This window comes from Streptomyces sp. NPDC058697, assembly GCF_042715345.1.
Classification (GTDB): Bacteria; Actinomycetota; Actinomycetes; order Streptomycetales; family Streptomycetaceae; genus Streptomyces; species Streptomyces liliifuscus.
In genome coordinates this window covers 19,120-37,578 of the sequence record NZ_JBHXSU010000003.1, presented here as the reverse complement: position 1 = coordinate 37,578, position 18,459 = coordinate 19,120, and the positions used below count along the sequence as shown (strand labels likewise).

The 18,459-nt window shown below is 71.9% G+C and carries 14 protein-coding genes; 4 read left to right on the top strand and 10 right to left on the bottom strand.

Annotated elements, in window-relative coordinates; genetic code table 11:
• Positions 1 to 188: 188 nt before the first annotated feature.
• The 6 genes from ACFWXQ_RS08115 to ACFWXQ_RS08090 form a co-directional block, all read right to left on the bottom strand.
• On the bottom strand, positions 189 to 2,720 hold the full coding sequence (locus tag ACFWXQ_RS08115; RefSeq protein WP_386267819.1) for an FtsX-like permease family protein: 2,532 nt from the start codon (positions 2,718 to 2,720) through the stop codon (positions 189 to 191).
• Positions 2,717 to 3,463, bottom strand: coding sequence for an ArsR/SmtB family transcription factor (locus ACFWXQ_RS08110; RefSeq protein WP_383943635.1), 747 nt, complete (start codon positions 3,461 to 3,463; stop codon positions 2,717 to 2,719). Before ACFWXQ_RS08110 ends, ACFWXQ_RS08115 begins: the two co-directional genes overlap by 4 nt.
• A gap of 380 nt (positions 3,464 to 3,843) precedes the next feature.
• Positions 3,844 to 4,827 (bottom strand): recombination regulator RecX, encoded by a 984-nt coding sequence (recX, locus tag ACFWXQ_RS08105; RefSeq protein ID WP_383943633.1) that lies wholly within the window; start codon positions 4,825 to 4,827, stop codon positions 3,844 to 3,846.
• A gap of 3 nt (positions 4,828 to 4,830) precedes the next feature.
• On the bottom strand, positions 4,831 to 5,958 hold the full coding sequence (gene recA / locus ACFWXQ_RS08100) for a recombinase RecA (protein WP_383943630.1): 1,128 nt from the start codon (positions 5,956 to 5,958) through the stop codon (positions 4,831 to 4,833).
• Positions 5,959 to 6,231: 273 nt separating this feature from the next.
• Positions 6,232 to 7,491, bottom strand: coding sequence for an AI-2E family transporter (locus ACFWXQ_RS08095; protein WP_383943628.1), 1,260 nt, complete (start codon positions 7,489 to 7,491; stop codon positions 6,232 to 6,234).
• Between the two features lie 60 nt (positions 7,492 to 7,551).
• Positions 7,552 to 7,746, bottom strand: coding sequence for a DUF3046 domain-containing protein (locus ACFWXQ_RS08090; RefSeq protein ID WP_055618504.1), 195 nt, complete (start codon positions 7,744 to 7,746; stop codon positions 7,552 to 7,554).
• 80 nt (positions 7,747 to 7,826) lie between these two features.
• On the opposite strand from ACFWXQ_RS08090, the gene ACFWXQ_RS08085 reads away from it, so the two are divergent.
• The gene (locus ACFWXQ_RS08085) at positions 7,827 to 8,771 is read left to right on the top strand and encodes a hypothetical protein (RefSeq protein WP_383943625.1); all 945 of its coding nucleotides are present in this window, start codon (positions 7,827 to 7,829) and stop codon (positions 8,769 to 8,771) included.
• Between the two features lie 140 nt (positions 8,772 to 8,911).
• Here ACFWXQ_RS08085 and ACFWXQ_RS08080 read toward each other — a convergent pair whose 3' ends face one another.
• The 3 genes from ACFWXQ_RS08080 to ACFWXQ_RS08070 are packed head-to-tail and all read right to left on the bottom strand — an operon-like array spanning position 8,912 to position 10,841.
• A complete protein-coding gene (locus tag ACFWXQ_RS08080; RefSeq protein WP_055618726.1) occupies positions 8,912 to 9,220 on the bottom strand; it encodes an AzlD domain-containing protein in 309 nt (102 codons plus the stop codon).
• Complete coding sequence (locus tag ACFWXQ_RS08075) at positions 9,217 to 9,948, bottom strand: AzlC family ABC transporter permease (protein ID WP_383943654.1); 732 nt, start codon at positions 9,946 to 9,948, stop codon at positions 9,217 to 9,219. The genes ACFWXQ_RS08080 and ACFWXQ_RS08075 overlap by 4 nt, the downstream gene beginning before the upstream one ends.
• Positions 9,849 to 10,841 (bottom strand): AraC family transcriptional regulator, encoded by a 993-nt coding sequence (locus ACFWXQ_RS08070; RefSeq protein ID WP_383943651.1) that lies wholly within the window; start codon positions 10,839 to 10,841, stop codon positions 9,849 to 9,851. Before ACFWXQ_RS08070 ends, ACFWXQ_RS08075 begins: the two co-directional genes overlap by 100 nt.
• 294 nt (positions 10,842 to 11,135) lie before the next feature.
• Here ACFWXQ_RS08070 and ACFWXQ_RS08065 point away from each other — a divergent pair, with 294 nt between their 5' ends.
• The 3 genes from ACFWXQ_RS08065 to ACFWXQ_RS08055 all read left to right on the top strand — a co-directional run bounded on the left by ACFWXQ_RS08065 (position 11,136) and on the right by ACFWXQ_RS08055 (position 17,885).
• Positions 11,136 to 16,124: an ATP-dependent helicase gene (locus ACFWXQ_RS08065; protein WP_383943621.1), complete on the top strand. Its 4,989-nt coding sequence runs from the start codon at positions 11,136 to 11,138 to the stop codon at positions 16,122 to 16,124.
• Positions 16,125 to 16,211: 87 nt separating this feature from the next.
• Positions 16,212 to 17,012, top strand: coding sequence for an Fpg/Nei family DNA glycosylase (locus ACFWXQ_RS08060; protein WP_383943618.1), 801 nt, complete (start codon positions 16,212 to 16,214; stop codon positions 17,010 to 17,012).
• Positions 17,013 to 17,120: 108 nt separating this feature from the next.
• Positions 17,121 to 17,885: an SDR family NAD(P)-dependent oxidoreductase gene (locus ACFWXQ_RS08055; RefSeq protein ID WP_383943615.1), complete on the top strand. Its 765-nt coding sequence runs from the start codon at positions 17,121 to 17,123 to the stop codon at positions 17,883 to 17,885.
• A gap of 162 nt (positions 17,886 to 18,047) precedes the next feature.
• Here ACFWXQ_RS08055 and ACFWXQ_RS08050 read toward each other — a convergent pair whose 3' ends face one another.
• Positions 18,048 to 18,314: a hypothetical protein gene (locus ACFWXQ_RS08050; protein ID WP_383943648.1), complete on the bottom strand. Its 267-nt coding sequence runs from the start codon at positions 18,312 to 18,314 to the stop codon at positions 18,048 to 18,050.
• Positions 18,315 to 18,459: the final 145 nt, after the last annotated feature.

Genomic DNA, 18,459 nt, shown 5'->3' with positions numbered 1-18,459 from the left:
CCCAACCGTGTGCCCGGGGCGGGGACGCTCGGCCCTGCCCGGGGTGCGCGGGGGCGGCTCCTGTCGCACACCGTGCCTCTCCTGTCGGCGTACTCCGGCGCCTTCTTGGGCATATGTAGCGGTGGGGGCCCCTTCGTGTAAGGGGCCCCCACCATTGCGTATCACCCCTTACTCCCGGACCACTCAGGTCACTCCCTGGCCGTTGCCACCGTGACCGGCCGCGCCCTGAGGGCCACCCGGCCCGGCACCGCGGTGCCGACGAGGGCGAGCAGTCCGGCGGCGGCGACCACCGTGACGTACACCAGGGGTGTGACGGCCGGGGCAGCGCTGCCTGTCATCCCGATGCTGAAGGCCGTGAGGACGGCGAGCGCGATGCCGCTGCCGAGGGTGGTGGCCAGGAGCAGTACCGACAGGGCCTCGGTCCGCAGCATCCTCAGTACCTGGCGACGCGTGGCACCGGCGAGGCGGAGCAACGCGAACTCCCGTACGCGCTCGGAGACCGACATGGCGAGCGTGTTGACGACCGCGATGGCGGTGAAGGCCAGAACGAGCCCCATGGCGAAGTAGTTGACCTCGGCGTTCGCCTGCAGGCGCTCGGCCTGCAACGAGTCCGCGGTGGCCGGTGAGACGACCCTGACTCCCGGGAACTTCCGGACGGCGGCCGCGAGTTCTTCCTGTGAACGGGCGGTGGAGACGAGGACGGTGGCCGCGAGCGGGTTGTCGACGTGGCGGGCGACCAGCTCGTGGGCCATGGTGAGGTCGCCGAAGCCAAGGCCCTTGGCGTAGACGGCGGCGACGGTGAGGGTGGCGGGCGTGCCGTCGCCGAGGGTGAGTTTCAGCGTGCTGCCGGGCTTCAAGTGGAGCTGGTCCGCGGCGAGTTCGCTGACGGCGACGGTGTCGTGCGTGAGGTCGGCGAGGGAGCCCGCGGTGACGTCGGGATCCCAGGTGCGGGTCAGGCCGGCGGGTGTGACGCCCTGTGCCGCGTACTTGTCGAGGCCGACACGGACGGTCGTCCGGACGACTTCGGTGGCGACATCGCGGTCCGTACGCAGCTGCCGTGCGGCCTGTGCCGGGACGCCGGGGCCCTCGGCGGCGAGGACCCAGTCCGCGCGGATGCCCTCGCGGGCCTGGGCGCGGGCGGCGTGTCCAAGGGTCGGCTGGACGAAGAGGACGGTGCAGGTCATACCGATGAGGAGGGTGAGCGGGGTGACGACGGAGGCCATGCGGGCGGCGTTGCCCCGCAGATTGGCGGTGGCGAGCCTGCCGCCCGGGCCGCTGAGTCGCAGCGGGGCGCCCAGGACCGCCGCGGCCGCCCTCACCAGGAGCGGGCCGAGCAGGGCGACGGACGAGGCGAGGACGACAACGGCCAGGAAGGTCACGGGAGTCGACGCCGGCTCGGTGCGCAGAACGCTGAGTACGGCGACGAGAACCGTACCTCCGGCGAGCAGCACGAGCCCGGCGAGGATGCGCCCCCAGGCGGGGCGGCCGCTCTCGGCGGCGGCTTCGGCGAGCGCCTCGGCCGGGCGAATACGGGCGATGCGGCGTGAGGAGACACGGGCGGCGGCCCAGGCACCGATGAGCGTGGCGGCGACAGCGGCGAACAGCGGGAACACACTGACGGTGTGCTGAAGCGTGGCGGGCACGGCGCCCAGGGCGACGAACCTGCCGTGCAGCCAGCTGCCGAGCGGCAGCCCCGCGAGCGCTCCGGCGACTCCGGCGGCCGCGCCGACCAGCAGGGCCTCGCGGCCGAGGAGCTTTCGGATCTGTCCTGGTGTGGCGGCGATGGCGCGCAGCAGGGCGAGTTCGCGGTGCCTCTGCTGTACGGAGAGCGCGAAGGTGCCGACGACCACGAGTACGGCGACGAGCAGGGACGTGCCTCCCATCGCTCCGCCCGTGCTGACGAGCTTGATCCGGGCGGCGGCCGCGTCCAGGAACTCGACGGGACCGCGCTCGTCACCCGTGCTGACCTGCGCGGTCGTGCCGCTCAGCGCCTTGGCCACGGCTGCTTTGAGGTCGGCGGTGTCGGTGCCCTCGGCCGGGACGACGCCGATCGCCGTGACCTGGCCGGGGTGCGCGGCGAGGCGCCGGGCTTCGGCGGCGGAGAAGAAGAGCGAGGTCTGGTGGCGTATCCCGTCTCCGCTGGGCGCGGCGATGCCGGTGACGCGATATGTGCGCGGGCTCCGGGTGGACTGGACGGTGAGGCGGTCGCCCGGCTTCAGCCGGGCTCGGTCGGCCAGGTAGCGGTCGACGACCAGGTCGTCCCGGGCGCGGGGAGGGGTTCCGGTGGTGAGGGTGTAAGGAGTGAGGGCCGCGGAGTCCCAGGCGTGGCCGTAGGCGGGGCGACCGCCGGTGCCGGTGGGTGTCAACGGCTCGGCGAGGAAGGTCAGTTCGGGGATGACGCGATCGGCGCCGGGGACTCGGCTGAGCCTCGTGGTAAGGCTCTCGGACAGCCAGGCCCGTTCGGCGATGGGCTTGGCCTTGTATTTGGTCTTCGTCTTGCCCTTCTTGTGTTTGACGGTGGTCCGGTGGACGTTCTGGTCGGCGGAGACCACGACGGGGGTGGCGGCGTAGCGCTCGGTGCCGATGGTGCCGCGCAGTCCGGTTTCGAGGAGGGTGCCGCAGGCCGTGATGAGGGCCGCCGCGCACATCAGGGCGAGGAAGGCACCGAGGAATCCGCCTTTGCGATGACGGACGGTCCGCAGGGCGTAGCGAAGCATCATGGGGTCTCGGTCTCTCTTCCGTCGTCTGCGGTGTCGGGAGCGGAGTCTGACGCCGAGTCGGGCGAGGCATCGGGGGTGGGCGCTCCCGCCGAGGCGGCCTGGGCGGGGAAGGCGAGGAACCGGGTGAGTACCGTGCGCGCGTCGGCCGGTGTCTCCGCCTCGGAGCGCTTGTAGCGGTTGAGGAGCGCGATGTACTCCTCGAAGAACTCGCGCAGTTCGGGGAGCGTCAGCCGGATCGTGCCGCGCGAGTACGGGAAGGCGTCGGCCCATGGCTCGTCGGCCGCGTCCCGCTGGAGCTGCTCGAAGAGTTCGAGGTCGGCGGCGTACGCGTGGTGGTTCAACTCGTCCATCACGAGCCGCATCTCGGGGCTCTGGCGGCTGCGCGGCGGAAAGCGGCGGTCACCGGGGACGGCTCGCCACCAGCGTTCGCGGCCATGCCCGGTGGCGCCTGTCTCCTCGACGAAGCCGTAGCGCGCGAGTTCACGCAGGTGGTAGCTGGTGGCCCCCGTGTTGAGCCCGAGCGCCCTGGCGAGCGTCGCGGATGTGGCGGGGCCGTGCACGGTGAGGTGCTGCAGCATCCACTGCCGCCGGGGCTGGGCGAGTGCCTTGAGCGCGGCGAGGTCGGAGAGCTCGACGGGGGCCGGGCGGGGGTCGGGGTCGGGAGCTGTGTGCTCCGGCTTCGCGGGATCGGGACGCGTGTGTCCCGGCTCAGCGGGGTCGGTGGCGCCGGGTTCCTGTGCCATGCGTACACAGTCGCCTGTGCACAGGGGTCTGTGCACTGCGGTCGACCAGCGTCTTGGACCGGGGGTTAACCCCACCCTCGCTCATGGCAACGGAGGCTCCCTGGCAGGGAGTTGTCACTCGTCAGGGGCACTCATCGGGGGTCCGGGGGGCTCCGGCACTGGCGCCGAAGCGGGGGTCAGCGCGGGGGCCGGCGTCGGTGTCGGAAGCCCGCGCCCAGCCCAGCCCCTCCGCCCTGCCCTGTGCTGCCCCGCTCCGGCCCCGGATGCGATGGGCGCCCCCGCGCGTCCACCGTGCCCGGGGCCCGGAACCGGTCGGCCCGGAGGCAGCCTCACGCCTCCTCAAGGGCCCGTCTCGGAACCACCGTCATCGAGGGCCCGTCTCAGAACCCCTCGCCGTCATCGAGGAACTCCGTGTCCTCGCCCTCTTCCTCCAACGCCTGCCGGACCACTCTGAGGGCCATGCCTTCGGAGTAGCCCTTGCGGGCGAGCATGCTCGCGAGGCGTCGTATCCGCTTGTCGCGGTCGAGGCCGCGCGTGGAGCGCAGCCTGCGGGCGACGAGCTCGCGTGCGGTCGTCTCCTCCTGCTCGGAGTCGAGCTGTCCGACGGCCTCGTCGATCAGTGCGGAGTCCACGCCCTTGGTCCGCAGCTCCCGGGCGAGCGCCCGCCGGGCCAGGCCCCGGCCGTGATGCCGGGACTCCACCCAGGCGTCGGCGAAGGCACTGTCGTTGATCAGCCCGACCTCTTCGAAGCGGGAGAGCACCTCGTCCGCCACGTCATCCGGGATCTCGCGCTTGCGCAACGCGTCCGCGAGTTGTTTCCGCGTGCGCGGGGTCCCGGTGAGCAGGCGCAGGCAGATGCCCCTCGCCCGCTCAGTCGGGTCCCCTGGGGGCTCCCCCTTCTCGGCCCTCGACGAGGAAGAGGGGCCTCCGTCCTGTGGGTCGCCGTCGGCGGACGATTCGCCGAAACCACGCCGCCGACCGCGACCCCGTCCACCTCGGCCGCCACCGCGCGGGGCTCCGGCGCCCCGCTCCCCCGTGCCCTGCGGCCCGTCGCCCCCGTACGACCAAGCATCGTCACCACGTCGGCCGGAGCCGCGACGCGAGCCGCCGCTCGGCGTGGTGTCACCGTCCCGCGGACCGTCGCCGCGGTACGGACCGTCATCGCGGCGCGGACCATCGTCCGGCCGTCCGTCCCCCTCCACATCGCCGTACCCGGCCTCGGCGTCCCAGGCCCCGAGACCGTACGGCCCGTCAGCGTCGTACGCCCTGTCGCTGTCTGTGGCCGTGCCTCTGTCACCCCCGCGCCTCTTTCCTTCGGAGGCTGCGGGGTGGACGTACTCGGCCCAGTCGGTTCGCCGTGTCACGGACTAGCTCTTGGCCGCCGCGGCCTTGGGCTTGACGGCCTTGGCGGCGGGAGCGGGAACCGTCTTCGCGGCCTCGTCCGACGCTGCCGGCACCGCCGCGTCCGCGCCCGGCTCGGCGGCGGGCTTCTCCGGCTTCACACCGACGCCCAGCTTCTCCAGGATCTTCTTCTCGATCTCGTTGGCGAGGTCGGGGTTGTCCTTGAGGAAGTTGCGCGCGTTCTCCTTGCCCTGGCCGAGCTGGTCGCCCTCGTACGTGTACCAGGCGCCGGCCTTGCGGACGAAGCCGTTCTCCACGCCCATGTCGATCAGGCCGCCCTCGCGGCTGATGCCCTGCCCGTAGAGGATGTCGAACTCGGCCTGCTTGAAGGGCGGGGCGACCTTGTTCTTGACGACCTTCACGCGGGTGCGGTTGCCGACCGCGTCCGTGCCGTCCTTCAGCGTCTCGATACGGCGGATGTCGAGCCGCACCGAGGCGTAGAACTTGAGCGCCCGGCCACCGGTCGTGGTCTCCGGGGAGCCGAACATCACGCCGATCTTCTCGCGCAGCTGGTTGATGAAGATCGCGGTGGTCTTCGACTGGTTGAGCGCGCTGGTGATCTTCCGCAGGGCCTGGCTCATCAGACGGGCCTGCAGACCCACGTGCGAGTCACCCATCTCGCCCTCGATCTCCGCGCGCGGCACCAGGGCGGCGACGGAGTCGATGACGATGAGGTCGAGAGCGCCGGAGCGGACCAGCATGTCGACGATTTCCAGGGCCTGCTCGCCGTTGTCCGGCTGCGACAGGATCAGGTTGTCGATGTCGACGCCGAGCTTCTTCGCGTACTCGGGGTCGAGGGCGTGCTCCGCGTCGATGAAGGCCACCTGGCCGCCGGCCTTCTGCGCGTTCGCCACCGCGTGCAGGGTCAGGGTCGTCTTGCCGGAGGACTCCGGGCCGTACACCTCGACCACGCGGCCGCGCGGCAGACCGCCCACGCCGAGTGCGACGTCGAGTGCGGTCGACCCGGTGTGGATGACCTCGATGGGCTCGTTCGGCCGCTCGCCGAGGCGCATCACCGCGCCCTTCCCGAATTGCCGTTCAATCTGGGCGAGAGCGGCGTCGAGCGCCTTCTCGCGGTCAGTACCTGCTGCCATGGGTTCCACCCGATTTGCTTGAGTCGATCGCTTCACGTCAAAGACGCTAACGCCTGCCACTGACAATGCGCCCCGACGCCCGTCCGGCCTGTGGATAACTCGGGCGCTTCTCCACCAAATCCCCGTCGACATCCCGTCTCGGGCTTCGCCGGAGCCTCCATCAGAATGGATGTTCGATTTTGGTGTCAAGCGCACCACGCGCTTCGACGAGAGCGTGTCGCGAGCCGTGTCTCCCGCCTGTTTCCAGGGTCGTACGGGCGCCGCGTCGGTGCGCTACGAGGCGTCGCGGGGTTCTTCGTCCTGCGCCGTCCGCGCTTCCCGGGGCCCCTTCAGCGCGCGTCGTATGCGTGCGAGGAGAGTGCCCGTGGTCCGCTGCCGACGCCCGTGGACCCGGGGGTCGTCCGTGACGTCGTACCGCTTCACGTAGGCCCCCAGGAAGGCCTGCAGCGTGGCGACCGCAGGGATTGCTATCAGCGCGCCGACGGCGCCGAGCAGGGCGGTGCCCGCGATGACCGACCCGAAGGCGACCGCCGGGTGGATGTCCACGGTCTTCGCGGTCAGCTTGGGCTGCAGCACGTAGTTCTCGAACTGCTGGTAGACCACGACGAAGATCAGCACCCACAGCGCGTACCAGGGGTCGACCGTGAAGGCGATCAGCATCGGCAGGGCGCCCGCGAGGTACGTGCCGATGGTGGGGATGAACTGCGAGACCAGGCCCACCCAGACGGCGAGCACGGGCGCGTAGTTCACGCCGAGGGACTCCAGCAGGATGTAGTGCGCGACACCGGAGATCAGCGCCATCAGCCCGCGCGAGTACAGATAACCGCCGGTCTTGTTGACGGCGATCTCCCACGCGCGCAGCACCTCGGTCTGCCGGGCGGGCGGCAGTACGGAGCACAGGGCGCGTCGCAGCCGCGGGCCGTCGGCGGCGAAGTAGAAGGCGAACAGCGTGATCGTCAGGAGCTGGAAGAGTCCGCCCAGCACCTGTGTGGACACGTCCAGGACACCGCTCGCGCTGTTCTGCACGTACCTCCGCAGCCAGTCGGAGCGCAGCAGGCCCTCCTGGATGTCGACGCGGCTGAGCTCCGTGTGGAAGGTCGTGTTGATCCAGCTGATCACCGAGTCCACGTACTTCGGGAAGTCCTCGACCATGTCGATGATCTGGCCCGCGAGCATCGAGCCGAGCAGCGTGACAAAGCCCGCGCTCGCGATCATCACGAAGAGGAACACGATCCCGGTGGCCAGGCCCCTGCGCATGCCGTACGAGGCCATCCAGCTCACCGCGGGTTCTATGGCGAGCGCCAGGAAGAACGCGATCAGGATGTTGATCAGCAGCCCGGTCAGCTCGTGGAAGGCCCAGCTGCCCAGCTGGAAACAGGCGATGAGAGTGAGGGCGAGCACCATGGCCCTCGGCAGCCAGCGCGGCATGCGGGCACCCGTCTCGGCCGCGCTCCCGGCCGGGGGCCTGGGAGGGGTCGTGCCGAGCGGGGATGCCTGCTGACCGACGTGCGCGGTCTCATCTGTCGATGCCACGGAGCAAGTCTCGCCCACGCCTCCGACAATCGGCCCCCGCCCCCGGATCTTCGTGGCCCGTCAGCGGTTTTCGTAGGGAACGTTCACCGCTGTACACACCGCGCGCCACACGTCCTTCGCCTCCCAGCCCGCGTCCAGCGCCTGCCGCACCGTGCGCCCGCCGAGTTCCGACATCACGTGGTCGCGCGCGAAGGTGTCGGCGTACCCCGCTCCGAAGTGATCCGCCATTCGCTGCCAGAAGACCGTCAACCGCATGACTCCAGTATCCCGCCCCTGAGAGTGGGCCCGAGCCGGGACCGCTTGCCGAGAACGCTTTCCGTCCTACGGTCTGACGCATGGCCGAAACAGGAGCATCCCCACTCCCCCCGACGCCCCCGGCGCACACCCCCCTCGCCCGCGCCGAGCGCTTCGTCTGGCTCACCGCGCGCGTGCTGGAGCAGCATCGTTTCGCATACCACTTCCTGGGCGGCGGTGCGGACGCGGTCGAGACCGCGCTGTCCGCCTACCGCAACGAGGACGACGGGTACGGTCACGCGCTGGAACCCGATCTGCGCGGCCCGGTCAGCCAGCCCCTGCACACCGGGCACGCACTGCGCGTCCTGGACTCGATCGGGCGCTGCGGCGGGCAGCGGGTGGAGCGCATGTGCCGCTATCTGACCTCCGTGTCGACGCAGGACGGGGCCCTGCCGACGATCCATCCCAGCCAGCGCGGCTTTCCGGCGGCGCCCTTCCTGCCGATCGCCGACGACCCGCCCAGCGAACTCCTCGCCACCGGACCCGTGGTCGGCCTGTTGCACCGCAACGAGGTCTGGCACGCCTGGCTGTTCAGGGCCACCGACTTCTGCTGGCAGGCGGTGGAGTCCCTGGACAAGTCACATCCGTACGAGATCGGGGCGGCCGTGGCCTTCCTGGACTCGGCACCCGACCGCCCGCGCGCGGAGGCGGCCGCCGACCGGCTCGGCCGTCTGGTGCGCGAACACCGGCTCGCGGCGCTGGACCCGGCGCGTCTTGACGCGTTCCCCGTGGCCCCCGGTTACGCGCCCGGAGAGCACCACTTCCCGTACGACTACGCGAAGACCCCGGCCTCACTCGCGCGCGCGTGGTTCACCGACGCCGAGATGACGGGCTCCCTGGAGTTCCTGGTCAGCCGACAGCAGGAGGACGGCGGCTGGCCGAGCCGCCGACGCCCGTGGGCACCGAGTACGGCCCTGGAGACACGCCCGATCGTGACGATCGAGGCCCTGCGCACCCTGCGGGCCTATGGACTGCCCGTCGGATGACGTCGCCGCCCATCCCGCTCGCAGACCTGTCCAAGCCAATGGCCGCCAAAATCCGCTGCCGATCGCCGACGGAACCTTGATCAGGAGGCACACACACGCGTGCCCCTCCTCAGCCCGCCCCTCCCCAGCCCAGCCCCTCCTCATCCGGCCATCGCCCGCACCCCCGCCGTGACAAGCACGGCCGCAGCGACGACCAGCAGAAACGGGGCACGCAACAGCAGCGCCACGGCGGCCGCCGCAAGCCCCGCTGCCTTCGCGTCCAGCACCAGGACGCGGCCGTCGGCGAAGGTCTGCTGGGCTGTGAGGGCGGCCAAGAGGGCGACGGGCAACAGAGCGGCGAGCCGCTGGACGAGCGGCCGCTCCAGCAGACCCGCAGGAATCAGCAGCCCGATGAGCTTGACGGCATAGCAACCGACGGCGGTGAGGCCGATCGCGATCCAGATGTTCAACGCCCCTCCCCCACAGTGTCGTCGTCTTCGACCGGCTCGGTACGCGCCTGGCGGCGCCCTTCCGCCCACAGGACTGCCGGGGCGGCGAGCGCGGCCACCAGGACGGGAACGCCGGCAGGCAGGACAGGCAACAGCCCGAGCCCCAGGACGACCGCGAGCCCCGCGACGACCCGCTCCATGGTGGTCCTGAGCATGGGCGCGAGCAGCGCCAGAAAGACTGCTGGCCCGGCCGCGTCCAGGCCCCAGGCGTCGGTGTCGCCGATCGCGTCGGCGCCCAGCGCGCCGAGCAGCGTGGTGAGGTTCCACAGCACGTAGAGGGTGAGCCCGGTGACGGTGAAGCCGATCCGCACGCTGCGCCGCGTGGGCTGGGCAAGGGCCACGGCCGTGGTCTCGTCGATGACCCACTGGGCGGCGAACGGCCGCACCGCGCGCGGGAGGGCCAGCAACTGCGACAGACGCAGCCCGTAGAAGGCGTTGCGCACCCCCAGGAAGAACGCGCCCGCCGCGGCGGTGAACGGGTTGCCCCCGCCGGCCAGCGCCCCCACCAGAGCGAACTGGGAGGCGCCGGTGAACACCAGAAGGCTCAGTGCGCAGGTCTGCAGCAGCGTGAGCCCGCTGCCCGCCGAGGTCACCCCGAAGGCGAAACCGGACAGTCCGACGGCAACCCCGACTCCGAGGGCGTCCCGTACGACGGCGGCGTCGGGTTTTCCGCCGTCTTCACTGCGTATGTCTGCGAGAGCTGCATGTTCTGCCACGCCCCGGACGGTACGAGAATCTCCCGCCGCGGTTCTTGTACGTTCTTGCGCTCGCGCTGATACGCGCCCGGCGGCACGCCCACGATCCGCGTGAAGTGCCGATTGAGGTGCGGCTGATCCGTGAACCCCACCGCGACGGCCGCCTCCGCGGGCGCGATGCCCGAGTCCAGCAACCGACGCGCACGCCGTACCCGGACGTCGGTCAGCCACGCGTGCGGGGGCATGCCATAGGCGTCCCGAAAGGCGCGCAACAGCGCGAAGGGGCTGGTACCGAGATCGCCGGCGAGCCGCTCCAGCGTGGGCGGCTCCACGATCTGCTCTTCAAGAACGGCACGCGCGCGTGCCGCAACCCCGGCTCCCGCAGTCCGCAGGACCCGCTCCGGCAGCGGCCCGCCGTTCACCCGCAGCAACCGGGTCACGGCAACGCGCAACAACGTGTCGGCAGCCAGCGCGTTGCCCTCCTCGGCGGCCCGCAACACCTGATGAACCAGCATCACGGCATACGGATCATCGAGAACCGGACTCACGAACCCCGGAGTACCCCGGAGAACGGTGGTCTCGGCAGCGATCTCCGCAACCAGCTCCGGCGACGGATAGACGGCCCCGTACCGCCAGCCCTCGGGAACACCGGCCCGCCCCGTGTGCGCCGTATCGGGATTGACCAACGCCAGCGAACCGACCCCCACGTACTGATCCGCCCCGCCGTGACGGAAGACCTCGACACCATCGGTGATGGCGGCGATGACGAAGTTCTCATGCGTATGCCGGACAAAGGTCTTCTGCACATACCGAGCCCGCAGCAGATCGACACCGGGCAACTCCGCAAACCGCCAGTGCCGAGCCCGCTCCTTCCCAGCTCCAGCCATGCCACCATTCTCCGCCACCGGGGCAAACACGAGACGGGCACGCCCCCACGCCCCGCAGCCGCCGGACGGTCGAAGGGGACGGTCCGGGGGTGTCCGCCCGCAGCGGATGGCGCGTCGACTGGAGCTCCCGTGAAGGCAAACCGATTCCGCGCCAGACCGAGGACGGATACCCCCGGGCCGTCCCCGACCCACAACGAAGGCATGCGAGCGAACCACCGGCTCGCAGCCGATCCCCCGCAATCGATCCCTCCGCAGGTCAGCCCCGTTGTCAGTGCCCGGGTGCAGGATGGACGCATGGTCAGCTCCGCACACCGAGCCCTGAGCGGTTTCTCGCAAGCAACCCGTGCCTGGTTCACGGGTGCCTTCGACGCGCCCACCGCGGCCCAGGCCGGAGCGTGGCAAGCCATCGGCGAGGGCTCGGACGTGCTGGTCGTCGCCCCCACCGGCTCGGGCAAGACCCTGGCAGCGTTCCTGGCCGCCCTCGACCAGCTCGCCTCGACCCCACCCCCCGCCGACCCGAAGAAGCGCTGCAGGGTCCTGTACGTGTCACCGCTGAAGGCCCTAGCGGTCGACGTGGAGCGAAACCTGCGAAGCCCGCTGACCGGCATCCGGCAGGAGGCGGTGCGCCAGGGCCTGCCCGAGCCCGAGGTGAAGGTCGGCATCCGCTCCGGCGACACCCCGCCCGCCGAGCGCCGCGCACTGTCCACCCGCCCGCCGGACATCCTGATCACGACCCCGGAGTCGCTGTTCCTGATGCTCACGTCGGCCACGCGCGACGCGCTGACGGGCATCGAGACGGTGATCCTGGACGAGGTCCACGCGGTCGCGGGCACGAAACGCGGCGCCCACCTCGCCCTCACCCTGGAGCGCCTGGACGAGCTGCTGCCGAAGCCGGCGCGCCGGATCGGCCTCTCTGCCACCGTCCGCCCGGTGGACGAGGTCGCCCGCTACCTCTCCCCCCACCGCAAGGTCGAGATCGTCCAGCCCCCGTCCGGCAAGGAATTCGACCTCTCCGTAGTCGTGCCCGTCGAGGACCTGGGCGAGCTCGGCGGCTCCCCCGTCGCGGACTCCGACACGGGAGCCGAGCGCCCCTCGATCTGGCCGCACGTCGAGGAGCGGATCGCCGACCTCGTCCAGTCCCACCGCTCGACGATCGTCTTCGCCAACTCCCGCCGCCTGGCGGAGCGCCTCTGCAACCGGCTCAACGAGATCGCGTACGAGAGGGCGACCGGCGAGCCCCTGGAGGAGCACCACGCACCGGCCGAGCTGATGGGCGGCTCGGGCGCGGCCCAAGGAGCCCCGCCGGTCATCGCCCGCGCCCACCACGGCTCGGTCTCCAAGGAGCAGCGCGCCCTCGTCGAGGAGGACCTGAAGGCGGGCCGCCTGCCCGCGGTGGTCGCCACGTCCAGCCTGGAGCTCGGCATCGACATGGGCGCGGTGGACCTCGTCGTCCAGGTCGAGTCACCGCCGTCCGTGGCCTCCGGCCTCCAGCGCGTGGGCCGCGCGGGCCACCAGGTCGGCGCGGTGTCCACAGGCGTGGTCTTCCCCAAGTACCGGGGCGACCTCGTACAGGCCGCCGTGGTCACCGAGCGGATGCGCACCGGCTCCATCGAGTCCCTCCGCATCCCCGCCAACCCCCTGGACGTGCTGGCCCAGCAGATCGTCGCGATGACCGCGCTCGACACCTGGCAGGTCGACGACCTGCTCACCACGGTCCGCCGCGCGGCGCCCTTCGCGTCACTTCCGGAGTCGGCGTTCACGGCGGTGCTCGACATGCTCGCGGGCCGCTATCCCTCCGACGCCTTCGCCGAGCTGCGGCCGCGTGTGGTGTGGGACCGCGTCGCCGGTACGGTCACGGGCCGCCCCGGCGCCCAGCGCCTCGCCGTCACCTCCGGCGGCACCATCCCCGACCGCGGCCTCTTCGGCGTCTTTCTCGCCGGCGCCGACCCCAAGAAGGGCGGCGGCCGGGTCGGCGAGCTCGACGAGGAGATGGTCTACGAGTCCCGCGTGGGAGACGTCTTCACGCTCGGCACCAGCTCCTGGCGCATCGAGGACATCACGCGCGACCGCGTCCTGGTGTCCCCCGCCCCCGGCGTGCCGGGCAGGCTGCCGTTCTGGAAGGGCGACCAGCTCGGGCGTCCGCTCGAACTGGGACGCGCGGTGGGCGCCTTCCTGCGCGAGGTCGGATCGCTGCCCAAGGACGACGCCCGCCTCCGCCTCCTCGCGGCGGGCCTGGACGCCTGGGCCGCCGACAACGTGCTGTCCTATCTGGCCGAACAGCGCGAGGCCTGCGGCCACATCCCGGACGACCGCACCATCGTCGTCGAGCGCTTCCGTGACGAGCTGGGCGACTGGCGGGTCGTCGTGCACTCGCCGTTCGGCGCCCAGGTCCACGCCCCGTGGGCCCTCGCACTGGGCGCCCGCCTCTCCGAGCGGTACGGCATGGACGCCCAGGTCATGCACGCCGACGACGGCATCGTCCTGCGCCTCCCGGACGCCGACCTGATGGGCCTGGACCTGCTCGACCAGGAACCCGCCAAGCTGGGTACGGAGTACGACTCGGACCAGGCCCCCGTGGGCGCGGCGGACGTCGCGTTCGACAAGGGGGAGGTCAATCAGATCGTCACCGACCAGGTCGGCGGCTCCGCACTGTTCGCGTCCCGCTTCCGCGAATGCGCAGCCCGCGCCCTGCTCCTGCCGCGCCGCAGCCCCGGCAAGCGCACCCCCCTGTGGCAGCAGCGCCAGCGCGCCGCCCAACTGCTTCAGGTGGCCAGTGAGTACGGCTCCTTCCCCATCGTTCTGGAAGCGGTCCGCGAATGCCTCCAGGACGTCTTCGACGTACCGGGCCTCACGGAACTGATGGGCGACCTGGAGTCCCGCAAGGTACGGCTCGTCGAGGTCACGACACCGGAGCCGTCCCCCTTCGCCCGGTCACTGCTGTTCGGCTATGTCGCCCAGTTCCTGTACGAGGGAGACTCCCCGCTCGCCGAGCGCCGTGCCGCGGCCCTGTCGCTGGACTCGCGTCTGCTCGCCGAGCTCCTCGGCCAGGCGGAGCTGCGCGAGCTCCTGGACGCCGATGTCCTGACGGAACTGGAGAGCGAGCTCCAGTGGCTCACGGAGGACCGCCGCACCAAGGACGCCGAAGGCGTCGCGGACCTCCTGCGGATGCTCGGCCCGCTCACCGACGCAGAACTGGCCGAGCGCGGCGCGGAAGCGGAGTGGGCCCGGGACCTGGCTTCGGCCCGCCGCGCCATCCGGGTCCGGATCGGCGGGTCCGACCACTGGGCGGCGATCGAGGACGCGGGCCGACTGCGCGACGCGCTCGGCACAGCCCTGCCGGTCGGCGTCCCGGAAGCCTTCACCGAACCGGTCAAGGACCCGCTCGGCGACCTCCTCGCCCGGTACGCGCGCACGCACGGCCCGTTCACCTCGACCACGGCGGCGGCCCGCTTCGGCCTGGGTCCGGCCGTCACCGAAGGGGCGCTGCAGAGGCTCGCCGCGGCCGGTCGCGTCGTACAAGGGGAGTTCCACCCGGCGGGGATCGGCCAGGAGTGGTGCGACGCGACGGTTCTGCGCCGGCTGCGGCGCCGTTCGCTGGCCGCGCTGCGCCAAGAGCTGGAGCCGGTGCCGCCCGCCGCGCTGGCACAGTTCCTGCCGCAGTGGCAGCACCTCGGCAGCGGGCACGGCCTGCGCGGCATCGACGGACTCGTGCGCGCCATCGAGCAGTTGCAGGGCGCTTCGGTGCCCGCGTCGGCACTGGAGAAGCTCGTCCTGCCGTCCCGCGTCGCGCACTACGCCCCGGCGATGCTCGACGAACTGACCGCCGCCGGAGAGGTCGTCTGGGCCGGAGCGGGCGCACTCCCCGGCAAGGACGGCTGGGTGTCCGTCTACCTGGCGGACACCGCTCCCCTCCTCCTGCCACCCCCGCATCCCCTGGAGTTGACCGCGCTCCACCAGTCGGTCCTGGACGCGCTCTCCGGCGGCTACGGCCTCTTCTTCCGCCAGATCACCGACCAGATCCGCGCCACCACGCACCCCGACGCCACCGATCCCCAACTCGCCGACGCCATCTGGGATCTGGCCTGGTCGGGCCGTCTGACGAACGACACACTCGGCCCGATGCGCTCGCTCCTCGGCTCGGGCCGCACCGCCGGTTCCACCGCCCACCGCGCGAAACGCACAGTGCCCCGTGGACGGTACGGAAGCCTGACGGCCGCCGCGCGCCCCCAGTCCCGGACGGGCCCGCCGACCGTCGCGGGCCGCTGGTCCCTGCTCCCCGGTCTCGAACCCGACGCCACGGTCCGCGCCCACGCCCTGGCCCGTACCCTGCTCGACCGGCACGGCGTGGTCACCCGGGGCGCGGTCGCCGCGGAGGGTGTGGAGGGCGGCTTCTCCGCGGTCTACCGCATCCTGTCCGCCTTCGAGGAGAGCGGCCAGGCCCGCCGCGGCTATGTGGTGGAGGGGCTCGGCGCCGCCCAGTTCGCGATGGACGGCGCGGTGGACCGGCTGCGCGCGGCGGCCAACGCCCGCGAGCGGGGCGAGGCCCTGCCCGAGCCCGGCTTCCCTGGCATGCCCCTGCCCGGCGGCCGCCCGAGCGCACGCCCACCGGGCCACGCCGACGGTCCCACCGAACACCCGGACCCCTTCGCCGACATGGGCGAAACCGCCTTCCCTGCCTCCGACGCTCCCGGGTCAGACAACGACCCGTACTCCTTGCGCGACGGTTCCGGACCACCCTTCCCCGGCGCCCCGACACCCAGCTCCGACCACCGATATCCGCCCTCCTACGCCGACACCCCGCGCACGGCACCGCAGGCCTTCCCCGGAGGCCCCGCTTCCTCCCGTACCCGCGCGGGCAACGGCAACCGCGCGATCGTGCTGGCCGCCGCCGACCCCGCGAACGCCTACGGCGCGGCCCTCCCCTGGCCCGAGCCCCCCACCGGCGCCGGTCACAAGCCAGGCCGCAAGGCGGGCTCCCTGGTCGTGCTGGTGGACGGCGAGCTGACCCTCTACATGGAGCGCGGCGGCAAGACACTCCTGGCCTGGCCGTCCACCCATGACGGCTCTCCCTCCGACAGTTCGCCTCCAGACGACTCCCCGCTCCACGACCCACGCCTGCGCACAGCCGCCGAGGCACTTGCAGCGGCCGCCCGCGCGGGATCCCTCGGCACGGTCACGGTGGAGCGGGTCAACGGCGCCTCCGCGCTGACATCCGCCTTCGGCACCCTCCTGGAAGGAGCCGGTTTCCACGCGACCCCACGAGGATTGCGCCTCCGCGCGTAAAGCAGCCCGCCCAGCGCAAGCCCGCCCCCTCCCGAACCATCCCCACCACACAAGACACCCCGCCCGCCCCATGCCACCCTGGACCCCATGCCCGAAGGAGACACCGTCTGGCAGACCGCCCGGCGCCTGCACACCGCGCTCGCGGGCCATGTGCTCACCCGCTCCGACCTCCGGGTGCCCAAGTACGCCACGGCCGACCTCACTGGACGCACGGTCCTGGACGTAACACCGCGCGGAAAGCACCTGCTCACCCGTATCGAGGGCGGTCTGACCCTGCACTCGCATCTTCGGATGGACGGCTCCTGGAAGGTGTACGCCCCGGGCGAGCGCTGGAGCGGCGGCCCGGGCCACCAGATCCGGGTCATCCTCGGCACCGCCGACCGCACGGCCGTGGGCTACCGGCTCCCCGTACTGGACCTGCTCCGCACCACCGACGAGGCCCTAGTCGTCGGCCACCTCGGACCCGACCTCCTGGGCCCGGACTGGGACCCCGACAAGGCCCTGACGAACCTCCTGCGCGACCCGGCCCGCCCCCTCGGTGAGGCCCTCATCGACCAGCGCAACCTCGCCGGCATCGGCAACATCTACAAGAGCGAGCTCTGCTTCCTGCTCCGCGCGACCCCCTGGCTCCCCATCGGCGACCTCCCCGCCGAACACGCCGCCCGGCTGCCCGCCCTCGCCAGGAAGCTCCTCGAAGCCAACCGCGACCGCCCGGCCCGCAGCACCACAGGCCGCCGCGACCAGAACCTGTACGTGTACGGCCGCGCGCCCCGCCCCTGTCTGCGCTGCCGCACCTCGATCCGCACCGCGAACCAGGGCAACGGCTCCCGCGAGCGCCCCACGTACTGGTGCCCGACCTGCCAACCGGGCCCATCCCCACACCCCTGACCATCCCCACGCCCCGACCAACCCCACACCCCTCACCAACGGCACCGCGCGCAACCGGCCACGCACGACCAATTGACGACCCGTCAGAAACCCTCGTACGGTCCCCTCATGCCCGTCACGGCGTACGACCTCACCGGACGCACCGCTTTCGTCACCGGCGCCGCAAGCGGTATCGGCCGCGCCAGTGCCGTGCTGCTCGCGGAGGCGGGTGCCACCGTCCACTGCGCGGACCGCGACGCCCAGGGCCTGGACGAGACGGCGGCCCTCATCAAGGACACGGGCGGGACCGCACACTCGCACCCCCTCGACGTCACCGACCGCGCCCAGCTCAACGAGGCGGTCGCGGCCTGTGAGCGCCTGGACGTCATGGCCGCGGTCGCCGGGATCATGCACAGCAGCCCGGTCCTGGAGACCCTCGACGAGGACCTCGACCGCGTACTCGGCGTCAACTTCAAGGGTGTTCTGTACGCCTGCCAGGAGGCGGCCCTCTCGATGATCGCGTCAGGCACGCGCGGCAGCATCATCACGATGGCGTCCGGAGCCGTCGACACCGGCGGGCCGGACCTGCTCTGCTACGGCGCGGCGAAGGCGGCCGTCGTCCAGCTGACGAAGACCCTGGCGACGGAGATCGGTCCACACGGCATCCGCGTCAACGCGGTGGCGCCGGGCTGGATCCGTACGCCCATGACCGACCGCCATGACGGCGAGGCCCAGGCGCGGACCGAGGGGTTCATGGCCCGGATGTCACCACTGGGCCGGGTCGGCGAGCCGCAGGACATCGCCCACGCGGTCCTGCACCTCGCCTCCGACGCCTCGTCGTTCACAACGGGCCAGATCCTCCGCCCCAACGGGGGCGTGGCAATGCCTTGGTAGCGAGGCGCCGACGCACGTCCCGCACCCACCCCGACGCATGCCCGGCGCCAACCGACACACGCCCCCTCCAGAGCCCTCCCAGAAGCCCCCCGCGAGGCCCACCCAAGCCCTCCAAGCTTTCCGAAGCCCTGCGGAAACGCGCGGTCTGCGCCGGCGTACGCCTCAGGAAGACTCCCCGCGCCCCAGAAGCGGCCCCCGCCACCTCCGCCAGACCTCCGAAACGCGCCGCGCCCACTGATCCGACCCGGCCGCCCCCGCAGCACGCCCCTTCGGCACACAGTGCACCGGAAGCAGACTCAGCCCCCACCCGCCGGCCGCGACCGCCCCCTCAAGCACGCCGGCGTCCGACGCGAACGCCAGCCGCATCACGGCCCACCACCACAGCCCTCCAACACCGAGGGCCAGCCCCCACCTGCCTATTCGCCCCATGCGACCCATCCGCCCAATCCGCCCCGCCATGGCACCACCTCCAGCCGGACGCCCGACGCTAGACCGCCGAGTTCACCCATCGACAGGGCGCATCGACACGAACGGGGCGCCCGGCGCACAACCGCGCGCCCGAACCCGAAGCCGA